The organism is Pseudoalteromonas sp. APAL1, assembly GCF_021532475.1.
Classification (GTDB): Bacteria; Pseudomonadota; Gammaproteobacteria; order Enterobacterales; family Alteromonadaceae; genus Pseudoalteromonas; species Pseudoalteromonas lipolytica_C.
This window is the reverse complement of the sequence record NZ_JAKGAW010000018.1, coordinates 1-18,096: the sequence shown is the minus strand read 5'-3', so window position 1 is coordinate 18,096 and position 18,096 is coordinate 1. Positions and strand designations below refer to the sequence as shown.

The following is an 18,096-nucleotide window of genomic DNA, read 5'->3' as shown; positions in this document are numbered from 1 at the left end:
CTGCGTGCTATATTGCTAAAACATACCTTCAACAGGCGAAACTATGACATTTACAACCACTTGGCTGAACAAAAAAACTCAGCTAAAAACCACGCTTAGCGCACTTGTACTTTGTTCTCTAAGTTCAACAGCTATGGCAGATGCTATTGAACGTTCAGCAATTCAGTTTATTGGCCCTCTTAGCGATGATATGCAATTAAAGCCTTATCAAACCGAACATCGTGACGCTATTATTGCCAACTTAGTACCAAGCTTACAAAAAAATAACGACAATATTCGTATTTTTGGCGACGAGATAAAGTGGCAATCATTCGACAAAGTAAGCGCCCTTACATTAGGTGGCCTGCAAGCACTAAAATTTACTGCATCAACCGAGCGCTTTAGCCAAGGCTCGTTGACCCTTAAAGGCATTGAAAACGCACAGCTGTTTATCGATGGTGAAAAGCAAACAGAAAAAAATAACAGCTATGAGTTAGCTTTAAGCCAAGGCGATCACCAATTTGTTATCATCACTGAGCAAGTAGCAAACTGGAATGAAGTTGAGCTTGATTTTACTGCTAAGTCTGAACTAGATACTGTGCAATTTAGTTCTAAACAACAAAATGGCTTGTCTGCAAAACAGTTATTCGATGCGCCAACGGTAAGTTATATTTCAATGGCGCCAAATGGCAATTACTTTATTACTAGCCAACGTCATTACGAAGATGCAACGGCTAATCAAGCGCAATACGTGACTGAGCTTAAAGACGCAAAAAACAATACTCTTTATCGCTTTGAGTCAGCCCAACCGAGCAATATTACTTGGAGCCCTGATAGCACAAATTTAGTGTATCTATTAAATGGTGAGCTTAAGCGTTTAAATCTAAAAACGATGCAACTTAGCGTGATTGCTAAAAACCTTTCTGGTGCAAGTGGCTTTCAATATTTTGATAACAACAGCTTAATTTTTAGCTGGTCAAAATCACCAACAGACAATGGCAAGCTCACTAAACATTATCAAGGCCTGCAAGACCGTTGGTCTTATGCTCGTACAACGTCACAAATATACTTGCTTGATATCACAACAGGTCTTAGCAAAATTTTAAGCCAAGGCCCACTTAGCCATTCACTTGAAGATTTTGATGCCAAAAATGGTCACGTATTAATGAGTCGCTCAGCACAGGCAATGCAGCTTTCACCACAGCCTGCAACAGAGCTTGTTGAGCTAAACCTAGCTACATCGGCCATCACGGTGCTTGGTCAATTTAATACCTTTAATCAGGCTGAATATACTGATGACGGTATTTATGTCACTGCTGGCCCAGATTTTAATAATGGCTTAGGCCGAAACCTTCCTGAAGGCATGCTGGCTAATAACTATGATGGTCAACTTTACTTACTCAGCCGCGACGGTAAAAAAGCAACCGCTTTAAGTAAAGAGTTTAACCCGGCTATCGGCCAGTTAAATGTACTAGAAAACGGTGATGCACTTATTAAAGTCACCGAGCAAGATACCGTTCAACTTTATCAATACGACTTAAGCAAAAAGCGTTTCAATAAAGTAAATACAGGCTTTGATGTTGTTGAGCAATTTAGTTACTCAAACGAGCGCAATCCAAGCATTTTAGTGACTGGCACTACAGCGTCAACACCACAGCAACTTAAGCAGCTCAACTTAGGCAAGAGCCGTGCTAAAGTCGTGTGGGATTCAAAGCCAATTGGCTATGAAAATACCCAAGTAGCCTCACTTGAAGAATTTAACTTCACTAATAAAGATGGCATTGAAATAAAGGGTCGTGTTTATTTACCTCATGATTTAGATAGCAAAAAACAATACCCTGCACTGGTTTATTATTACGGTGGCACATCACCAGTAACACGTGGCTTCACAGGTCGTTACCCATTTAACTTATGGGCAGAGCACGGCTATGTTGTTTACGTAATACAACCAACAGGTGCGACTGGCTTTGGCCAAGAGTTTTCGGCTAAACATGTAAATGCATGGGGTGAGTACACAGCTAACGACATTATTGACGGCACAAAAGCCTTTTTGGATAAATATAGCTATGTAGATAGTAAGCGTGTTGGCAACTTGGGCGCGTCTTACGGTGGCTTCATGACCATGCTACTAGCAACTAAAACAGATATGTTCAGTGCATCTATAGCTCATGCGGGGATCTCAAATATCACCTCGTACTGGGGTCAAGGTTGGTGGGGTTATTTATATTCAGCTGAGGCATCAAAAAATAGCTACCCTTGGAACAACCCTACACTTTATAGCCAACATAGTCCGGTGTTTCATGCTGATAAAGTAACCACTCCGCTATTACTCCTTCATGGTGATTCAGATACCAACGTACCGGTTGGTGAAAGTCACAACATGTACACGGCATTAAAGCTACTCGGTAAAGATGTTGACCTAATCGAATACAAAGGAGCAGATCACCAAATTTTTGCGCGTGATAAACGCTTTGACTGGTGGAACACCATGCTGGCGTATTTCGATAAAAACTTAAAAGATCAGCCGCAGTGGTGGCAATATCTTTATCCTGAAAAGTAGTTTAATCACTTGGCTGAGCACTGCGCGAGTGCTCAGCTTTCACCCTTTTCAACTATCGCTAAGCCATTAAATTGTAAGAAATAGTTACAAACCTCGCCATTACACTTCTCAGCCTTCGCCATACAGTGCTAACATAACAACAAATCAAGTGTGAAATTAAAGCGAATGACTATTCAAGTTTTATTGGTTGAAGACGACGAACTGCTCGTTAAACGCATTCTTAACCACTTTAAAGAAACTGAGTTTAACATTGAGATAGATTCAACAGGTGCTGATGCATTGAGCATAGTGCAATCTCGTGCAGCTTCTTCACAAGCTATTTCTTTAGCAGTTATCGACATTGTGCTACCTAAGCGCGATGGGTTATTACTTGCCAAAGAACTAAATGCTCTGACTGATATTGGGGTCATTGTTTTATCAAGCCGAGATTCGCAAGCTGACCGTATCGCAGGCCTTGCGCAAGGGGCCGATGATTATATTTGCAAACCAGTGGATTTACCCGAGCTAGAACTTAGAATGCGCGCACTGTATAAACGCCTTAAGAGCTCTCAAACAAACGACGAAAGCGAAGAGTTTATTGAGTACGCCAACTTTAAATTACACCCTGATAATCGCACGCTGATCACACCCAGCGGCGAAGAGTCACGCCTGACTGAAGCAGAACATAAAGTTTTAATCTGCTTAATTGGTAATGCAGGTAAAGCTACATCAAGAGAAAAGATTTCCGAAGAAATTGGCCAGCCTGATTGGAGTCCAAGCGATCGTACCGTTGATGTATTAATTGGTCGCCTTCGTAAAAAGCTCAGCGATGAAAAAGATCAAAAACGCATTGTCACCGTGCGCGGTAAAGGCTACATGCTTTCAATCTAATTCGTTTTCTAGTACTGCGTTAACTGACTTATTAGTCGTTCAAACGCACGGTAATTTAGCGCTTCTTTTAATTCATTTAAGGTAATTGTTGGCTGGGCTTTTAAGTCGCTTAAAGTTCGGGCCACTTTGATAATACGATGATAAGAACGCGGTGATAGCGCCAGTTTCTCACTGGCTTTAGCCAAAAACTGCAACTCAGCTGCTCCTAGCTCACAATAGCGCGCCATTTCTCTATTACTTAACCTGGCATTCACCTTACCCTGCCGATTAAGCTGTATAGCATACGCGCGCTCTACACGCTGGCGCACTTGCTCACTGCTTTCTTCTGCTTGGGTGCTCTGCAATTGGCTACTTGTAAGCCGCGGTAACTCTATTTGCAAATCAATCCTATCGATAAATGGCCCAGACACCCGAGATAAGTATCGCAAGACTTGGTCTGGCGTCGCACGTTTATCGGTATGACTTCCTGTCGGGCTAGGATTTAATGCGGCGATTAGCTGAAACTGCGATGGGAACTCCATTTGCCTTGCCGCTCGAGATATTGTCACTACACCTGTTTCCATTGGTTCACGCAGTGAGTCGAGAACTTTACGCTCAAATTCAGGTAATTCATCTAAAAATAACACGCCATTGTGTGCCAATGATATTTCACCGGGCTTCGGATTTGACGACCCTCCCACCAGCGCTACCGCAGAGCAAGTGTGGTGTGGATTTCGAAATGGTCGCTCGCGCCAATTTGATAGATCTACCGATTGACCTATAATCGAATACAACGCTGCGGTACTAATGGCTTCTTCGTCAGACATGGTGGGCATAATCGTCGGCATACGCTGTGCGAGCATTGATTTCCCTGTACCAGGGGGGCCAAGAAAAAGTAAGTTATGTCCACCAGCGGCAGCGATTTCTAACACTCTTTTTGCGCCGGGCTGCCCTTTCACATCACTTAGATCAAGTAGCGACTCTCGGTTTGGCTGCTGCTCTGGGTAGTGGATATTCAAAGGCAGAGGTTGTTGATTTAGTAAGTCGTTCCAGACATCTTGCAATGAATAAACCGCTTTTCGTGATACGCCAGAAACTAAACTAGCTAAGTTATCGTTTTCGACAGGTAAAAAGCAACAGCGCCCTTGCTCTTTAGCACCCAACACTGAAGGTAAGATAGCATTCACACCTCTTACTTCACCGTTTAAGGCAAGCTCACCATAAAATTCATAACGATGTATGTCGTTGCAGGTGATCTGTCCAGAAGCAACTAGAATCCCTACTGCTATGGCTAAGTCAAATCGCCCGCCATCTTTTGGTAAATCAGCGGGCGCAAGATTAACGGTTATACGTTGATCAGGAAAGCCAAACTGCGAGTTTTCAAGTGCGCTACGTACACGGTCTTTGGCTTCTTTTACTGAGGCCTCAGGAAGACCAACAATATGAAACGCTGGCAATCCATTACCTAAATGCACTTCAACAATCACTTCAGGAGCTTGCACGCCAACCTGAGCACGAGAAAAAATTCGGGCTAAAGACACGATCCGATATGTCCCTATAGTTCATCCATGAATACAGTTTAGTCAGGATATTTAAAAACATGCAACGTTAAATGCCACCTCATTGCAGCTAAGCGAAGCATCAGTGTCATTAACATTGCCATAATCATGGCAAGCTCAGTGACTAAACCTAGGGAAATACTTACTGTGTAAACAATACCACCGGCGATACATGTTATCGCATACAGCTCGCCTTTTAACAGCATGGGTATGTTGCCTGCTAATACATCGCGAATGACTCCGCCAAAACATGCCGTGATAACCCCCATAATAATCGAAGTCGTATCTGGCATACCGGCAAGCATTGCTTTTTGAGCCCCCATAACAGCAAAAAACGCGAGTCCAAATGCATCTGCAATCTGTAGTGCACTTAGCGAAATAGAGCGCTGTTTGTTTATTAAACGCGTAGTGATAAACACCGAGAGTAAAATAGCCCAAAAGTAGCTTTGATCATGCAACCAAAAAACAGGAATGTCTAAAATAACGTCGCGGACTGTGCCGCCACCAATTGCAGTAACAGTGGCTAATACGACAACACCAAAGCCATCCATCTTTTTATCATATGCCAGTAGCGTCCCTGAGACCGCAAACACGGCTACGCCAAATAAATCAAACCAATGGTAAAGTTCAGTCATGTTTGTAGCTAAAAAGTAATATTACTGACGTTGTAACATAAACCTTTCTATCTTTTAAGCGAAGATTCATTACTCGCACTAAGCCACTAGCATAGTAAAGAAAAGCAACTGAATACTCAGCTGCCAAAACTCAAAGGAAGGAAAGCTAAACTGTAAGAGGTTAGGATCTCAGTGATGCTTTAACCATAGCTGTTATTGAGCCATGTTTGCCCGTCAAATACTTACACAAGAGATCCTATCAAGGTACAGCCTAAAGCCATACTTTAAGATTAGTTCAGTCAGTTCTGATATGTAAGTAAATTACGACAAAAAGAATGGAAAATAAGTAAAAAACACTTCTTTTGATTTTAACTATAATAATTTGTTACTAAAAACTAATAGATATAAATTCAGTTGGTTGCGGGAGCTGTAAGTTTTGAGGGCGAACCGACGACCTTCAGGCTCTGAACCTGAATTTCAGACATAAAAAAACACGCTACAGCGTGTCTAGTATTACATATTAATTTTTTAATTTCAGTTGGTTGCGGGAGCTGTAAGTTTTGAGGGCGAACCGACGACCTTCGGGCTCTGAACCTGAATTTGAGACATAAAAAAACACGCTTTTGCGTGTCTAGTATTACATATTAATTTTTAATTTCAGTTGGTTGCGGGAGCTGTGAGTTTTGAGGGCGAACCGATGACCTTCGGGCTCTGAGCCTGAATTTCAGACATAAAAAAACACGCTATAGCGTGTCTAGTATTACATATTAATTTTTTAATTTCAGTTGGTTGCGGGAGCCGGATTTGAACCGACGACCTTCGGGTTATGAGCCCGACGAGCTACCAGGCTGCTCCATCCCGCGCCTGAAATTATTAAGTTTATTTTACTTCTCACTTAATTTAAGAAGTCAGCCAATTCAAATAATTGGTTGCGGGAGCCGGATTTGAACCGACGACCTTCGGGTTATGAGCCCGACGAGCTACCAGGCTGCTCCATCCCGCGCCTGTATGTTTAGAGTCCCAGAAGCCGGATTTAAACCGACGACCTTCGACTTCAGGTATTAGCGAGTCCGACGAATGATTTATCATTCTGCTCCATCCCGCGCCTGTAATCTCTAAGTAACATGAGCATGTTAACGATGCCTTGTTCCGAAGAGAGCGCTATAATATAGCAATAAAATTAGAAATCAAGCGTTATAATCAAAATACGGGCTTAAGCGAACAAAAAGCACACAAAACCTCACTAAAATGCGCGCTGATGTGGACTAATCATTTTTTGCCACTCCCAATCAGGGTGCCCCATAACAATAAAATCAGGATTCTCGGTACTTTCTCGTTGATTGTAAGTTAACGGATTGAATTCAGCGTCCGTAATGCAACCACCCGCTTCTTCAACAATGACTTGCGACGCGCCTGTATCCCACTCACCTGTTGGCCCTATTCGTAAAAAACAATCAGCTTTACCTTCCGCGATAATGCATGCTTTTAATGAACAAGAACCTAATGCAACCGTCGCAAACTGGGTATTTAAATATTGGCTAACAGCTTCAATTTTTTGTCTTCGGCTTACAGCTAAGGTTAAATTATCCGGCGTTGCTACCGAAATTTGCTGATCTTGGCCATTTTCACGTTTAAACGCGCCATTTTGATAACTAGCAAAATAAGTCACTTGTTTCGCTGGCCAATGAATAACGCCAAGCACTGGGCGATTATTTTCAACTAAAGCGATATTTACTGCAAAATCACCACTTTCTAAAATAAACTCGCCAGTGCCATCCATTGGATCAAGTAACCAATAACGCTGCCAATCTTTTCTATCTGCCAGCGCTGGAATAGGTGTTTCTTCTGACATAATTGGAATATCAGGCGCTAATGCTTGTAAGCCTGCCATCAACACCTCATTCGAGGCTAAATCAGCTTTAGTAACAGGCGTATCATCTGACTTTTGCTCAGCACCTATATCATCCTGTTGATAAATGGCCATTATAGCGTCGCCAGCTTGTTCAGCTAACCGAATACACGGCTCTAAAAAATTATTCATTGCCCGCTCCCGACTCTAAGTACTTTGTTAATAATAGCAAAGCTGCGACACTTCGTGCTTCGGTAAAGTCTTCTTGTTGCAATAATGATTGCCAATCACTTATTGGCCATTTCACAACGACAAGCGGTTCAGGCTCATCACCAGGTAAGGTTTCAGGGTAGAGATCTTCGGCGTACAAAATATGCATAGTGGCATTAAAGTAACTCGGTGCCATGCTGACTTTTTTAAGTTCAGCAAAGTGCTTCGCGCCAAAACCAACTTCTTCTTTAAGCTCACGATCTGCAGCTTGCTGTGGTGTTTCGCCTGGGTCAATTAAGCCCTTTGGAAAGCCCAACTGATAATCATTGGTGCCTGCACAATACTCTCGCACTAATAGCAGTTCATTATCGGCCGTTACTGGCACAATCATCACTGCCCCTCTGCCACCGCCACGAATTCTTTCGTATTGCCTTTGCTCGTCATTAGAGAACTTCAATTCGAGAGACTCAACAGTAAATAGTCTACTTTTAGCGACAACTTCATTAGACAAAATTTGCGGTGGTGTAGGATGCTTTTTCTGTGTCATTGGCATTAATTTGCTATCATGGCAGTTATGCTCATCATAAATCTTTTAAAGTGAATTGCCTATGTTAAATTGGTCAAAAATCGATACTGTGTTGTTAGATATGGATGGCACCCTACTCGATTTGCATTTTGATAATTACTTTTGGCTAACCGTTATTCCCGAGCAATATGCGCGTAAACATAAAATCAGTTTAGACCAAGCAAAAGCTGACATTTTACATCGTTATCAACAAGTTCACGGGCAAATTAATTGGTACTGCTTAGATTACTGGCAACAGCAACTTGATTTACCGATTATGGCGTTAAAACGTGACATTCAACATTTAATCAGAATTCGTGACGATGTTCCGCCGTTCTTAACGGAGCTAAGAAAAGTAGGCAAGCAATTGATAATGCTTACTAACGCGCACCCAGATTGTGCCATGTTAAAGTTTGAACACACGGCTATCGATAATTACTTAGATGGGGTTATCTCAACTCACCAATATGGCGTGAGTAAAGAGCATCAACCATTGTGGCAACAAGTACATCAAGAATGGCAGTTTGATAAGGAACGGACTTTATTTGTCGATGATAGCCCTGCCGTGCTAGATGCGGCAAAAGAGTTTGGTATTGGCCATATACTTGCGGTTGCCAACCCTGATAGTCAGCAACCGCATAAGCAGTTCGATGGCTTTTTATCGACCATCGATTTTCGCGAGTTTATCCCCGTTAAATAATTACTTCGGGTAACGCTGTTCTAGGCCTTGGTATACAAGTTTTGCAAAATCAGCATGCTCTGTATCTAGGCTTTTTACCACTTCTACTAAGTGCTCGTTATCTTCTTGGCCATTCCAGACTTTGATATAACTACCGTCTTTGTAACCATGATCTTGACGGAAGAAGTTCAAGGTATTTTTACCAACATAACCACGGTATAAATCATCAATATCCATACCGATTTGCGCCATACAACCTGCAAATGCAGCTGCATTAAAACTCTTTTCAGCGACTGCTGACGCGGCTAATAATTCGAGTGTTTGTTTAAAGTCATCAGCTTGAACTGGCGCACTTAACTCAGCTTCAAGTTGCGCAGCTAACTGCTCATAGCTGGTTTCACCATCAATACGTAAAGATAAACCAAAATGGAAAATATCAACTAACTCTAAAATAACTTGTTCAGTATCTGGGGTTTGTTTTTTCCACCACTTCCAACCGTAGTGGTCAAGCATTTCAGCACACTCAACCCAAATTGCACGATACCATTCAAAACCTTGGCTAAACCATTGCTCATGAACTTTGGTATTCATCGCATTTTGCATCTCGAGCATAACAACGAGTTTTTGTAAATTAGCAGACATTCTTTATCCCAACTTGCATTTTTTATTTGCCTATATACTACAGTTAAATTTGAGTTTGATGTAGGTAAAGATGAAATTAATCCCGCAACAATCAGGTCATCTTTGCAGTTGAAAAAAATAACCGAGGAAGCCCATGTTTAAATCTCTACTCATTAGCGTGCTGTTTGTACTATCAAGTCAAGTTATCGCTGCAACTGCGACCAATATTGCCGAATCTGCAGAGCGAGTCAGTCCATTATTACCAGGATTAACGGTGCCAAATATTGAATTAAAAGACCAATACGGCAAAACAGTGTCTTTAACTGAACGCTTTAAAGAAAAAACCACGGTGCTGATTGTTTATCGTGGCGGTTGGTGCCCATATTGTTCAAAGCAATTGGCCAGCGTACAAAAAATTGAGAAAAAATTAGCAAATTTAAACGCGCAATTAATTGCCGTTTCGCCAGACAGCCCTGAAAAACTCGCTGAAACAAAAATTACAGCTCCTAGCTATCAATTGCTTTCTGACGACAGCCTCACTTTGGCGCAAACGTTAGGTCTAGCGTTTTATTTAGATGACAAAACAGCAAAGATTTACCGTAATAAGCTTGGGGTTAACTTTGTCTCGTTAGAAGGTGAGGCGAAAGTCGCGCTACCAGTACCCGCTGTATTCGTGATAGACACAAATGGGTTAGTTCATTTTCAATACGCTAACCCAAATTACAAAGTACGCTTAACAGAAGATTTATTACTAGCCGCTGTTAAATCAGTGAGCGAGCAATAAATTGGCAACCGATAAGCAGAACATGTTTCTGCTTATCGGCCTTGTGTAAACTCTTGCCAAGATTCAATTAAATCAACAAAGTCTTCAAAGCCGCAGCCACTGCAGAGGCCTTCTTCTTCAAGCATTAAATCATCATCTTGATAGGCAACTAGGTCTTCGTTGTCTTGATGTAATGCATGTGCTTCGAATAACGCTTCATCTTTACTTAAGATCAAATCAATTTCTTGACCTTGTAAAGTTAATGGCTCATTGCTGCTCTTAACCGCAGAGATCAACGCTTGCACCATCGCGATTTTTTCTTTACCGACTTCTTCGTTTAGCCAACGGCCTATGACGGCATGTTCAGAGGAAATTTTAATGCGTAAACCGCTAATTGGGTCGCGGATAAATTGATATTCCATGAAGGGTACTCGTAATACGTTATGTGCTAATTATACCGTTTGCAGCTAGACGTGGCGAGTTTTGCAAGGTTAAAACAACACGAGCGCCCATGCGGGCGCTCGTATTTATGCTATTTAAAATAGCTAGAGTCGCGATTTGAAGCGTGCAGCATCAATAATCGCCCATAGGTATACGATAGGCAGTAAAATAAAACCTACTGCAACATATATTAGTGCACCACTAATCACCCATGCTAAAAAGAATGCAATAGCCGCCATTAAACGACCTTGTACCAATTGTCCTAAACCAGGAAAAAAGATATTACATATTGCTGCGATTACATTACCGCCAGAACCTTGCTCTGCCATACTAACCTCTGTAGTTTTTAATGATTATACTTTTTATAAACACACTTTATGCCAACTTATTATGACTTACAAATCAAAGTGTTAAAAAGTAGCGTTATTTTGATTTTAGTTCTTTTTGCTAAAAATCGGTCAAATTCACAACTTTCATACCTATTCGCTTAATTAAGTGATCTATTTTGAGGCAATAAAACCTCGTTGATAACAAGGCAAAAATTTCGTTATTTAGTTGTTCTAAATGAGAAATTTTTAACGCAGGTAGCGACAGGTTTAATCCCTCAAAATGATTAAGTATTATTGCGGATAGGTATCCTTTCGTAATTTTAATGACTTGCCAAAATAGCTGTTTATAAAAACAGTATTTTATTTAGCCTTGCATAAACACCTGTTATACTCCACCCATTATAGATTGAAAAGGCGTAACGATGGACGTTTCTGAATTACTCGATGGCTTAAATGATAAACAACGGGATGCAGTCGCAGCCCCATTGCAAAACATGCTAGTACTTGCAGGTGCAGGTTCTGGTAAAACTCGAGTACTTGTTCATCGCATCGCATGGCTCATGCAAGTTGAGCAAGCTTCTGCATACAGCATCTTTGCGGTAACCTTCACTAACAAAGCCGCGAAAGAAATGCGCACCCGTGTAGAAGAAACCTTAAAAGCACCGGTTGGCGGTATGTGGATTGGCACTTTCCATGGCTTATCTCACCGCATTTTACGCGCCCATCACCGTGAAGCGAACTTGCCTGAAAGCTTTCAAATCTTAGATTCTGACGATCAACAACGTATGATCAAACGCTTGCTTAAAGCGATGAACATCGATGATAAAAAGTGGCCAGCAAAACAATTTGGTTGGTATATCAGCGCGAAAAAAGATGAAGGTCTACGTCCTAAAGACATTCAAGCCTACGATATTAATGAGCAGATGATGCTGAAAGTCTACGCTGCATATCAAGAGGCTTGTGATCGCGCAGGTTTGGTCGACTTTGCCGAAATTCTGCTACGCTGCTACGAAGTACTTAAAAACCACCCAACACTTTTACGTCACTATCAACAGCGTTTTGCTCACATGCTAGTAGACGAGTTCCAAGATACTAATACAATCCAATACGCTTGGTTAAAACTACTCGCGGGTAATACGAACAGTATTATGATTGTGGGTGATGATGACCAAAGTATCTATGGCTGGCGTGGCGCAAAAATTGAAAATATCAAACGCTTTTTAACTGACTTCGAAGCCGAAACCATTCGCCTTGAACAAAATTACCGCTCAACGGCAACCATCTTGAAAGCCTCAAATGCGCTGATCAAAAACAATGCTGAACGCATGGGCAAAAGCCTTTGGACAGACGGCAATGATGGTGAGCCTATTTCTGTTTACGCTGCGTTTAATGAATTAGACGAAGCGCGCTTTGTCAGCAGCAAACTGCGTAGCTGGCTAAATGCAGGTAATGCATTACAAGATGCCGCGATTTTATACCGTAACAATGCACAATCTCGTGTACTCGAGGAAGCAATGCTACAAGAAGGTTTAAAATACCGTATTTACGGCGGTATGCGCTTCTTCGAACGTCAAGAGATCAAAGATGCACTTTCGTATCTACGTTTAGTGGGTAACCGTCAAGATGATGCAGCTTTCGAGCGCGTTATTAACACCCCAGCCCGTGGCATAGGTGATAAAACACTAAGCCATATTCGTGATTGCGCGCGCAATGAATCATTGCCACTTTGGTATGCCGCAAAAGCTATTATCGAGCAGCAGCACTTATCTGGCCGAGCTGCAAGTGCCGTCACTAAATTCTTAGAGCTTGTTGAGCATATCGAAGATAAGATCAGCGATCTCACTTTAGAAGAACAAGCGAAATACGCCATTCAAACCTCTGGGTTAATGGCAATGTATCAAGCTGAAAAAGGTGAAAAAGGCCGTGCCCGGGTAGAAAACTTAGAAGAGCTTATTAGTGCTTGTGGTCAATATGAACTCCCTGAAGATGAAGAGTTCAGCTCGCCACTACAGGGCTTTTTGGCATATACCTCTCTAGAATCTGGCGAAGGTCAAGCTGACGAGCACGAAGACGCCGTGCAAATGATGACCCTGCACTCAGCAAAAGGCCTAGAATTCCCTCTGGTATTTATGGTTGGTGTTGAAGAGGGCATGTTCCCATCTCAACAAAGTAATGAAGAGTCTGGCCGTTTAGAAGAAGAGCGCCGTTTATGTTATGTCGGTATGACTCGCGCGATGGAAAAACTGTATATTAGTCATGCAGAAAGTCGCCGTTTATACGGCCAAGAAAAATACCACAGCCCATCACGCTTTTTACGTGAAATGCCTGAAGACTGTATCGAAGAAATTCGTATTAAAACACAGGTTTCAAGACCTCCTGCAGCAGGTCGTTTTAGTCCATCAGTGACACATGCCGCATTTGAAGATAGCGGCTTTAACTTGGGGCAACGCGTCTTGCATGCCAAGTTTGGTGCAGGTACTGTACTCAATTACGAAGGTAGCGGCGCACAGTCACGTATTCAAGTGAACTTTGATGACCTAGGCAGCAAATGGCTTGTAACACACTATGCAAGACTTCAAGCCTTATAATGAGTATTTAACAGCACTGTGCAACGAGCTGGTGATTGCAAAGCATCGCCAGCTTGTCATAGTGCAAGGAAGCGAAGCTTGGTGCTATCAGTTTGCAAACCAATTAGCGCTTAAAAACAACTATGTTTTCAGTAGCAGCTCATTATTAGCAAATAGTGAGTTTCCAAAACATGCTCACCAAATTCTTGGTCAAGAGTTTCAAAACGCAATTTTTGATGGTTTTAGCGGCTTATATGCCGATAAATTAGCCGCACTTGCAGGCACCGTAAAAGCAGGCGGTGTACTGATATTATTGCTGCCCGATGACGATAAGTGGCAAGACCCAGCACTCACAAGTATTACCTCCTATGGCCAAGTGATTCAACACAGCTTTTTTAATCAGCGTTTATTCGCCCAGCTAAAGTTGCAGCCACATTATTTTACTGAGCACTCGCTTCCTGCTTACCAATCAGTTTCACCAGCAACTGCTGAGATAAATTTTCAGCAACAACAAACATGTGTTGAGCAAATTATTAAAACCGCGACAGGACGCGCTAATCGTCCTTTTGTGATTAGTGCCGACCGAGGTCGTGGTAAGTCAGCTGCTTTAGGACGTGCAGCAGCCAATCTTCAAGATAAAAAAATCCTTATTTGTGCCACGCAAGCCAAAGCTGTACAAACAAGCTTTAAACATTTAGCTGCTGAGCTTGGTGTTAGCAAAGAGCAAAACTGTAAGCAATTAGCTAACCTTAGCTATATTGCGCCAGATATACTGCTAAATGAAAAACCTGATTGCGATCTGCTGTTTGTCGACGAAGCAGCAGCGATTCCAGTTCCACTATTATTGCAGATCCTGAAAAGTTACCCACGAATTGTATTTGCAAGCACTATGGTTGGTTATGAAGGAAATGGACGTGGTTACACGTTACGTTTTTTACATTACTTACGTAGCCAATATAAATCTCTAAAGACTATTACTTTGGATGAGCCAATTCGTTTTGCTAAACATGACCCCCTCGAAAATAGCCTACGCGAACTATTACTTCTCGATGCAAAGTACCTACACACAAGTAAAGAACAATCTCTCAATTTTGCACAAGTAAGCAAACAACAACTTGTTGATAATGAGCAACTGCTAGGCCAGATAATAGCCTTACTTGCTTTGGCACATTATCAAACCAGTGTTAATGATTTACGCCAATTACTTGATGCGCCTGAATTACAATTGTTTATTTGCACTCAAGCAGATGAGCTCAAAGGCGTCTGCTTGGTTGCTCTCGAAGGTGGACTGACTAAAGATATAGCAGACCATGTTAAAGCCGGTCAGCGTCGTCCGCATGGCCATTTGATGGCACAAACACTTACTCAACTAAGCAAAGACTCACACTTTCTGACAGAGGTCTCTGCTCGGGTTGTAAGAATAGCGATAGCACCCGAATGCCATCAGCAAGGAATTGGCTCAGCCTTATTAAAATACTGCGAAAGACAGTTAGATAATTGTAGCTATTTTGGGGCAAGTTTTGGTGCTAATGCATCGCTTGTTAGATTCTGGCAGCACAATGGCTTTCATGTCGTAAAACTCGGTTTTAGTCATGATAAGGCAACAGCTGAGCACCCTGCTTTAGTGATCAAATCGCTTTGCAAACAAAATAGTTCATTGGTACAGCAACTCATTAATGAGTTTAAGTTAGACATATCAGTGCAATTGTTAGGGCACTTTAAAAGCTTACCTTGGCAGTTAGTTGATCAATTAGTATCGCATTTGCCAAGCTCTGCTTGCCCTACTGCATTATCCACTAGAGCAGAGCGAATCATCAGTGATGATTTCAATCTTTTCAATATACAACCTTTACTGTGGCAACTAATATGGCACACACCAATTAGTCTAAAATTATTAGATGAAAATACAAAATTCATCCTTATTAGACTAGTATTACAGCAGACATCTGTGAATAGCTTTATTTATGAAGCTAATTTTGCTGGCCGTAAAGAACTCGATTCACAGTTTATAACCGCAGTAAAAGGTTGGTATGCTCACTATAAATCACTTAACACTAAAAGTACTCAATGCCCTTTTAATAACCCTGGTGTTGATACCAACAACTAGCTTAGCGCAACATACGCAACCCCCTATAAAGTTAGGCATGTCTACCGCATTAACAGGACCTGCCAAACAAATCGGTGAGCAACTTGCGCTAGGCAGTAAAATTTACTTCGATAAAGTTAACAAAACCCAAGGGATCAATGGCCAGAATATAGATCTTATACTCGCTGACGATGGATATGAGCCAAAAAACACCGTTGTAAATACAAGACAGTTTTTGTACACCGAAAAAATTCACGCGATTTTCGGCTCGATGGGAACACCCACCGCTCACGCCATAAAACCATTACTAGATAGGCACCGCATTCCCTTTCTAATGCCGTTTACAGGCGCTGATTTTCTGCATAATAGCTCAATGCCCAATGTGTTTAACTTACGAGCTAGCTATCAAGATGAAGCTATTGAACAGATAAACTATTTGATAAAAGAACGTAACCATCAAAAGATCGGCTTAATCATTCAAGCTGATGAATTTGGCTACATGGTTGAAAGTAACTTAATCACTGCTTTAGAAGAGTTTGGCATCAAACCTATCGAAGTAGCTCGTTTTAGAAGAAATAGTTCAGATATATCGAAAGCGTTAGAAACTCTGAAGCAAAGCGAAGTAACGGCTGTTTGTATGGTAGGAACCTATCAACCGCTAGCCGAATTTATAAATACCAGCTATGAACAAGGTTTCAAACCTGACTTTACATCCGTTTCATTTGTTTCTAGTCACGATTTATTTGCTCTTGTAAAACACCCAGCAAATATAATGGTCACAGAAGTGGTCCCCAACCCTAATAAATGTGAAAACGCCTGGTGTAAAAGCTTTAAGGAAGATATCAAACCTTATAATGTGACCCCTAATCGAATTATTTTTGAAGGCTATTTGAATGCAGCAGCTTTAGTAGAAGCCGCAAAAGAATGCCCTACACCACTAAATAATCAATGCTTACTAATCCAGCTAAACAAAACCTTTGACAGAGATAGTGAGCTGGCCGCTCTGTTTAGTGACCCCGATAAAGATAAGATAAAAAAAATCTATCGTTCATACTACAAAAGTAATTAAATTTAACTACAACTAATTAGCAATAATGTTCTATGCTATAAAGACTTAACAAGGCTTTGAGGGAAATATGGATCTGATTAATTTTCGTGTCGGGCAAAAGACCATTTCATTAAAAATTCTCGATATACTTCTAACTGAACGTTATGAAGGAAATTTGACATCTTTGCCGAATGAAAATAAAAGCTTCATTGGTGTAAAAGACTACATGGATACACCCACCCCTATCTTTGATTTAGGCATCGTTTTAAACAACCAATCAACAAGTGATACAAACACTGCACTTTCAGATTTATTAGTAGAACGAGAAAAAGAGCACCTAGAGTGGCTAAATGCGTTGGAGCACAGCTTAGTAACAGGCACTCCATTCACTAAATCAACAGATCCTGATAAGTGTGAATTTGGCCGCTGGTATAACAATTTCAAAACAGATAACGAGGATTTACACAGCATTATTGTTAAGTTCGATGCACCTCATCGTGAACTACATGCTATGGCCAGAGAATTATTAGAGTTACAGAAAAGCCAACCCCAAGAAAAAGTTCTTAGTGTTTTTGAAGAAAAAAAACGTCAGGTATTTAATCAACTCGTCAGATTATTTGAGTCAGCCCGAGAACAAATTATCCTTGATTACAAGCCAATTATTATCTTCACAACAAAAGATGGCATCACGCCTCATATAGGTCTGTTAGTTGACCAAGTTGAAGATAACATAAACGTAAAAAAAGAAGATATTAAACCATTAGAGCAGCTCACCTCTGTGGGTTTCGATGTTGATCCTCAGACGAAAAATATGATGCGTGGTTTAATCAAAATGAAAAATAAACATAGCCTGTTGTTAGATCCAAGCGCAATATTCCGTCCAGAACACCTCATGCGCCATGAAGCTGAAGAAACCGAAGAATACGGGCTCTTTTAGTAGCAAGAGTAAAGTTTAAAGCCTGCCGTAGGTTGGGTAGAGCGAAGCGAAACCCAACACAGAGCTATCAGCTTTCAGCCTTCAGCGATCAGCCGCGCGGTGGAGATGTTTGGTGCTGCGCCTTCCTCTAACGAAGGCTCTAGGTTCTAGGCAAAGTGTACTTGTAGGTATGGCTTTAGCCGTGAATGTGTTTGTTAAGGTCTGAATTCGGCACTGAAGTGCCTCCTACGGGGTTTTGTTGCTGAGGATGACTCTGTACAGGACAACCCCACATTTCAACTGACGGCTGAAAGCTGAAAGCTGACAGCTCCAGACGCAAAAAAGCCCGACTCTTTCGAATCGGGCTTTCTTTAATTTGGAGCCTGGCGATGTCCTACTTTCACATGGCAAATGCCACACTATCATCGGCGCTGTTTCGTTTCACTACTGAGTTCGGCATG

The 18,096-nt window shown here is 41.5% G+C and carries 15 protein-coding genes and 2 tRNA genes; 8 read left to right on the top strand and 9 right to left on the bottom strand.

From position 1 onward, the window contains the following. The first annotated feature begins 43 nt into the window (after positions 1-43). Positions 44-2,539 carry an alpha/beta hydrolase family protein gene (locus L1264_RS10635; protein WP_199527612.1) on the top strand — a complete coding sequence of 832 codons (2,496 nt, stop codon included), beginning with the start codon at positions 44-46 and terminating at the stop codon, positions 2,537-2,539. Positions 2,540-2,704: 165 nt separating this feature from the next. Then, entirely contained in the window at positions 2,705-3,409 is a 705-nt protein-coding gene (locus L1264_RS10630) for a response regulator transcription factor (RefSeq protein ID WP_235403989.1), read from the top strand. A gap of 8 nt (positions 3,410-3,417) precedes the next feature. On the opposite strand, the gene L1264_RS10625 is transcribed toward L1264_RS10630, so the two are convergent. From L1264_RS10625 to nudE, 6 genes are all read right to left on the bottom strand, one after another. After that, the gene (locus tag L1264_RS10625) at positions 3,418-4,929 is read right to left on the bottom strand and encodes a YifB family Mg chelatase-like AAA ATPase (protein ID WP_235403987.1); all 1,512 of its coding nucleotides are present in this window, start codon (positions 4,927-4,929) and stop codon (positions 3,418-3,420) included. A gap of 38 nt (positions 4,930-4,967) precedes the next feature. Further along, positions 4,968-5,582 carry a trimeric intracellular cation channel family protein gene (locus L1264_RS10620; RefSeq protein WP_135923194.1) on the bottom strand — a complete coding sequence of 205 codons (615 nt, stop codon included), beginning with the start codon at positions 5,580-5,582 and terminating at the stop codon, positions 4,968-4,970. 765 nt (positions 5,583-6,347) lie between these two features. Next, positions 6,348-6,424: transfer RNA gene (locus tag L1264_RS10615), tRNA-Met, on the bottom strand. A gap of 63 nt (positions 6,425-6,487) precedes the next feature. Further along, positions 6,488-6,564, bottom strand: a tRNA-Met gene (locus tag L1264_RS10610). A gap of 240 nt (positions 6,565-6,804) precedes the next feature. Beyond that, positions 6,805-7,602, bottom strand: a complete 798-nt coding sequence (gene cysQ, locus L1264_RS10605; RefSeq protein ID WP_135923193.1) for a 3'(2'),5'-bisphosphate nucleotidase CysQ — start codon at positions 7,600-7,602, stop codon at positions 6,805-6,807. Beyond that, a complete protein-coding gene (gene nudE, locus L1264_RS10600) occupies positions 7,595-8,167 on the bottom strand; it encodes an ADP compounds hydrolase NudE (protein WP_171040476.1) in 573 nt (190 codons plus the stop codon). The genes cysQ and nudE overlap by 8 nt, the downstream gene beginning before the upstream one ends. Before the next feature lie 61 nt (positions 8,168-8,228). On the opposite strand from nudE, the gene yrfG reads away from it, so the two are divergent. After that, positions 8,229-8,885: a GMP/IMP nucleotidase gene (yrfG, locus tag L1264_RS10595; protein WP_199527420.1), complete on the top strand. Its 657-nt coding sequence runs from the start codon at positions 8,229-8,231 to the stop codon at positions 8,883-8,885. On the opposite strand, the gene L1264_RS10590 is transcribed toward yrfG, so the two are convergent. Continuing rightward, a complete protein-coding gene (locus L1264_RS10590; RefSeq protein WP_055199370.1) occupies positions 8,886-9,506 on the bottom strand; it encodes a dUTP diphosphatase in 621 nt (206 codons plus the stop codon). 133 nt (positions 9,507-9,639) lie between these two features. Between L1264_RS10590 and L1264_RS10585 the strand changes: the two genes are divergently transcribed. Further along, positions 9,640-10,269 (top strand): peroxiredoxin-like family protein, encoded by a 630-nt coding sequence (locus tag L1264_RS10585; protein WP_199527419.1) that lies wholly within the window; start codon positions 9,640-9,642, stop codon positions 10,267-10,269. Positions 10,270-10,301: 32 nt separating this feature from the next. Here L1264_RS10585 and L1264_RS10580 read toward each other — a convergent pair whose 3' ends face one another. Both L1264_RS10580 and L1264_RS10575 read right to left on the bottom strand, forming a co-directional pair. Continuing rightward, positions 10,302-10,670: a YacL family protein gene (locus L1264_RS10580; protein ID WP_135923188.1), complete on the bottom strand. Its 369-nt coding sequence runs from the start codon at positions 10,668-10,670 to the stop codon at positions 10,302-10,304. A 123-nt stretch (positions 10,671-10,793) separates the two neighbouring features. After that, positions 10,794-11,018 carry a hypothetical protein gene (locus tag L1264_RS10575; RefSeq protein ID WP_054554878.1) on the bottom strand — a complete coding sequence of 75 codons (225 nt, stop codon included), beginning with the start codon at positions 11,016-11,018 and terminating at the stop codon, positions 10,794-10,796. A gap of 422 nt (positions 11,019-11,440) precedes the next feature. Between L1264_RS10575 and uvrD the strand changes: the two genes are divergently transcribed. From uvrD to L1264_RS10555, 4 genes are all read left to right on the top strand, one after another. Further along, the gene (gene uvrD, locus L1264_RS10570) at positions 11,441-13,606 is read left to right on the top strand and encodes a DNA helicase II (RefSeq protein WP_199527418.1); all 2,166 of its coding nucleotides are present in this window, start codon (positions 11,441-11,443) and stop codon (positions 13,604-13,606) included. After that, positions 13,584-15,692, top strand: a complete 2,109-nt coding sequence (locus tag L1264_RS10565; protein WP_235403985.1) for a GNAT family N-acetyltransferase — start codon at positions 13,584-13,586, stop codon at positions 15,690-15,692. Before uvrD ends, L1264_RS10565 begins: the two co-directional genes overlap by 23 nt. Then, complete coding sequence (locus tag L1264_RS10560; protein ID WP_199527416.1) at positions 15,616-16,740, top strand: ABC transporter substrate-binding protein; 1,125 nt, start codon at positions 15,616-15,618, stop codon at positions 16,738-16,740. The genes L1264_RS10565 and L1264_RS10560 overlap by 77 nt, the downstream gene beginning before the upstream one ends. A gap of 67 nt (positions 16,741-16,807) precedes the next feature. Continuing rightward, complete coding sequence (locus L1264_RS10555) at positions 16,808-17,656, top strand: CZB domain-containing protein (protein WP_135923184.1); 849 nt, start codon at positions 16,808-16,810, stop codon at positions 17,654-17,656. Positions 17,657-18,096 lie beyond the last annotated feature (440 nt).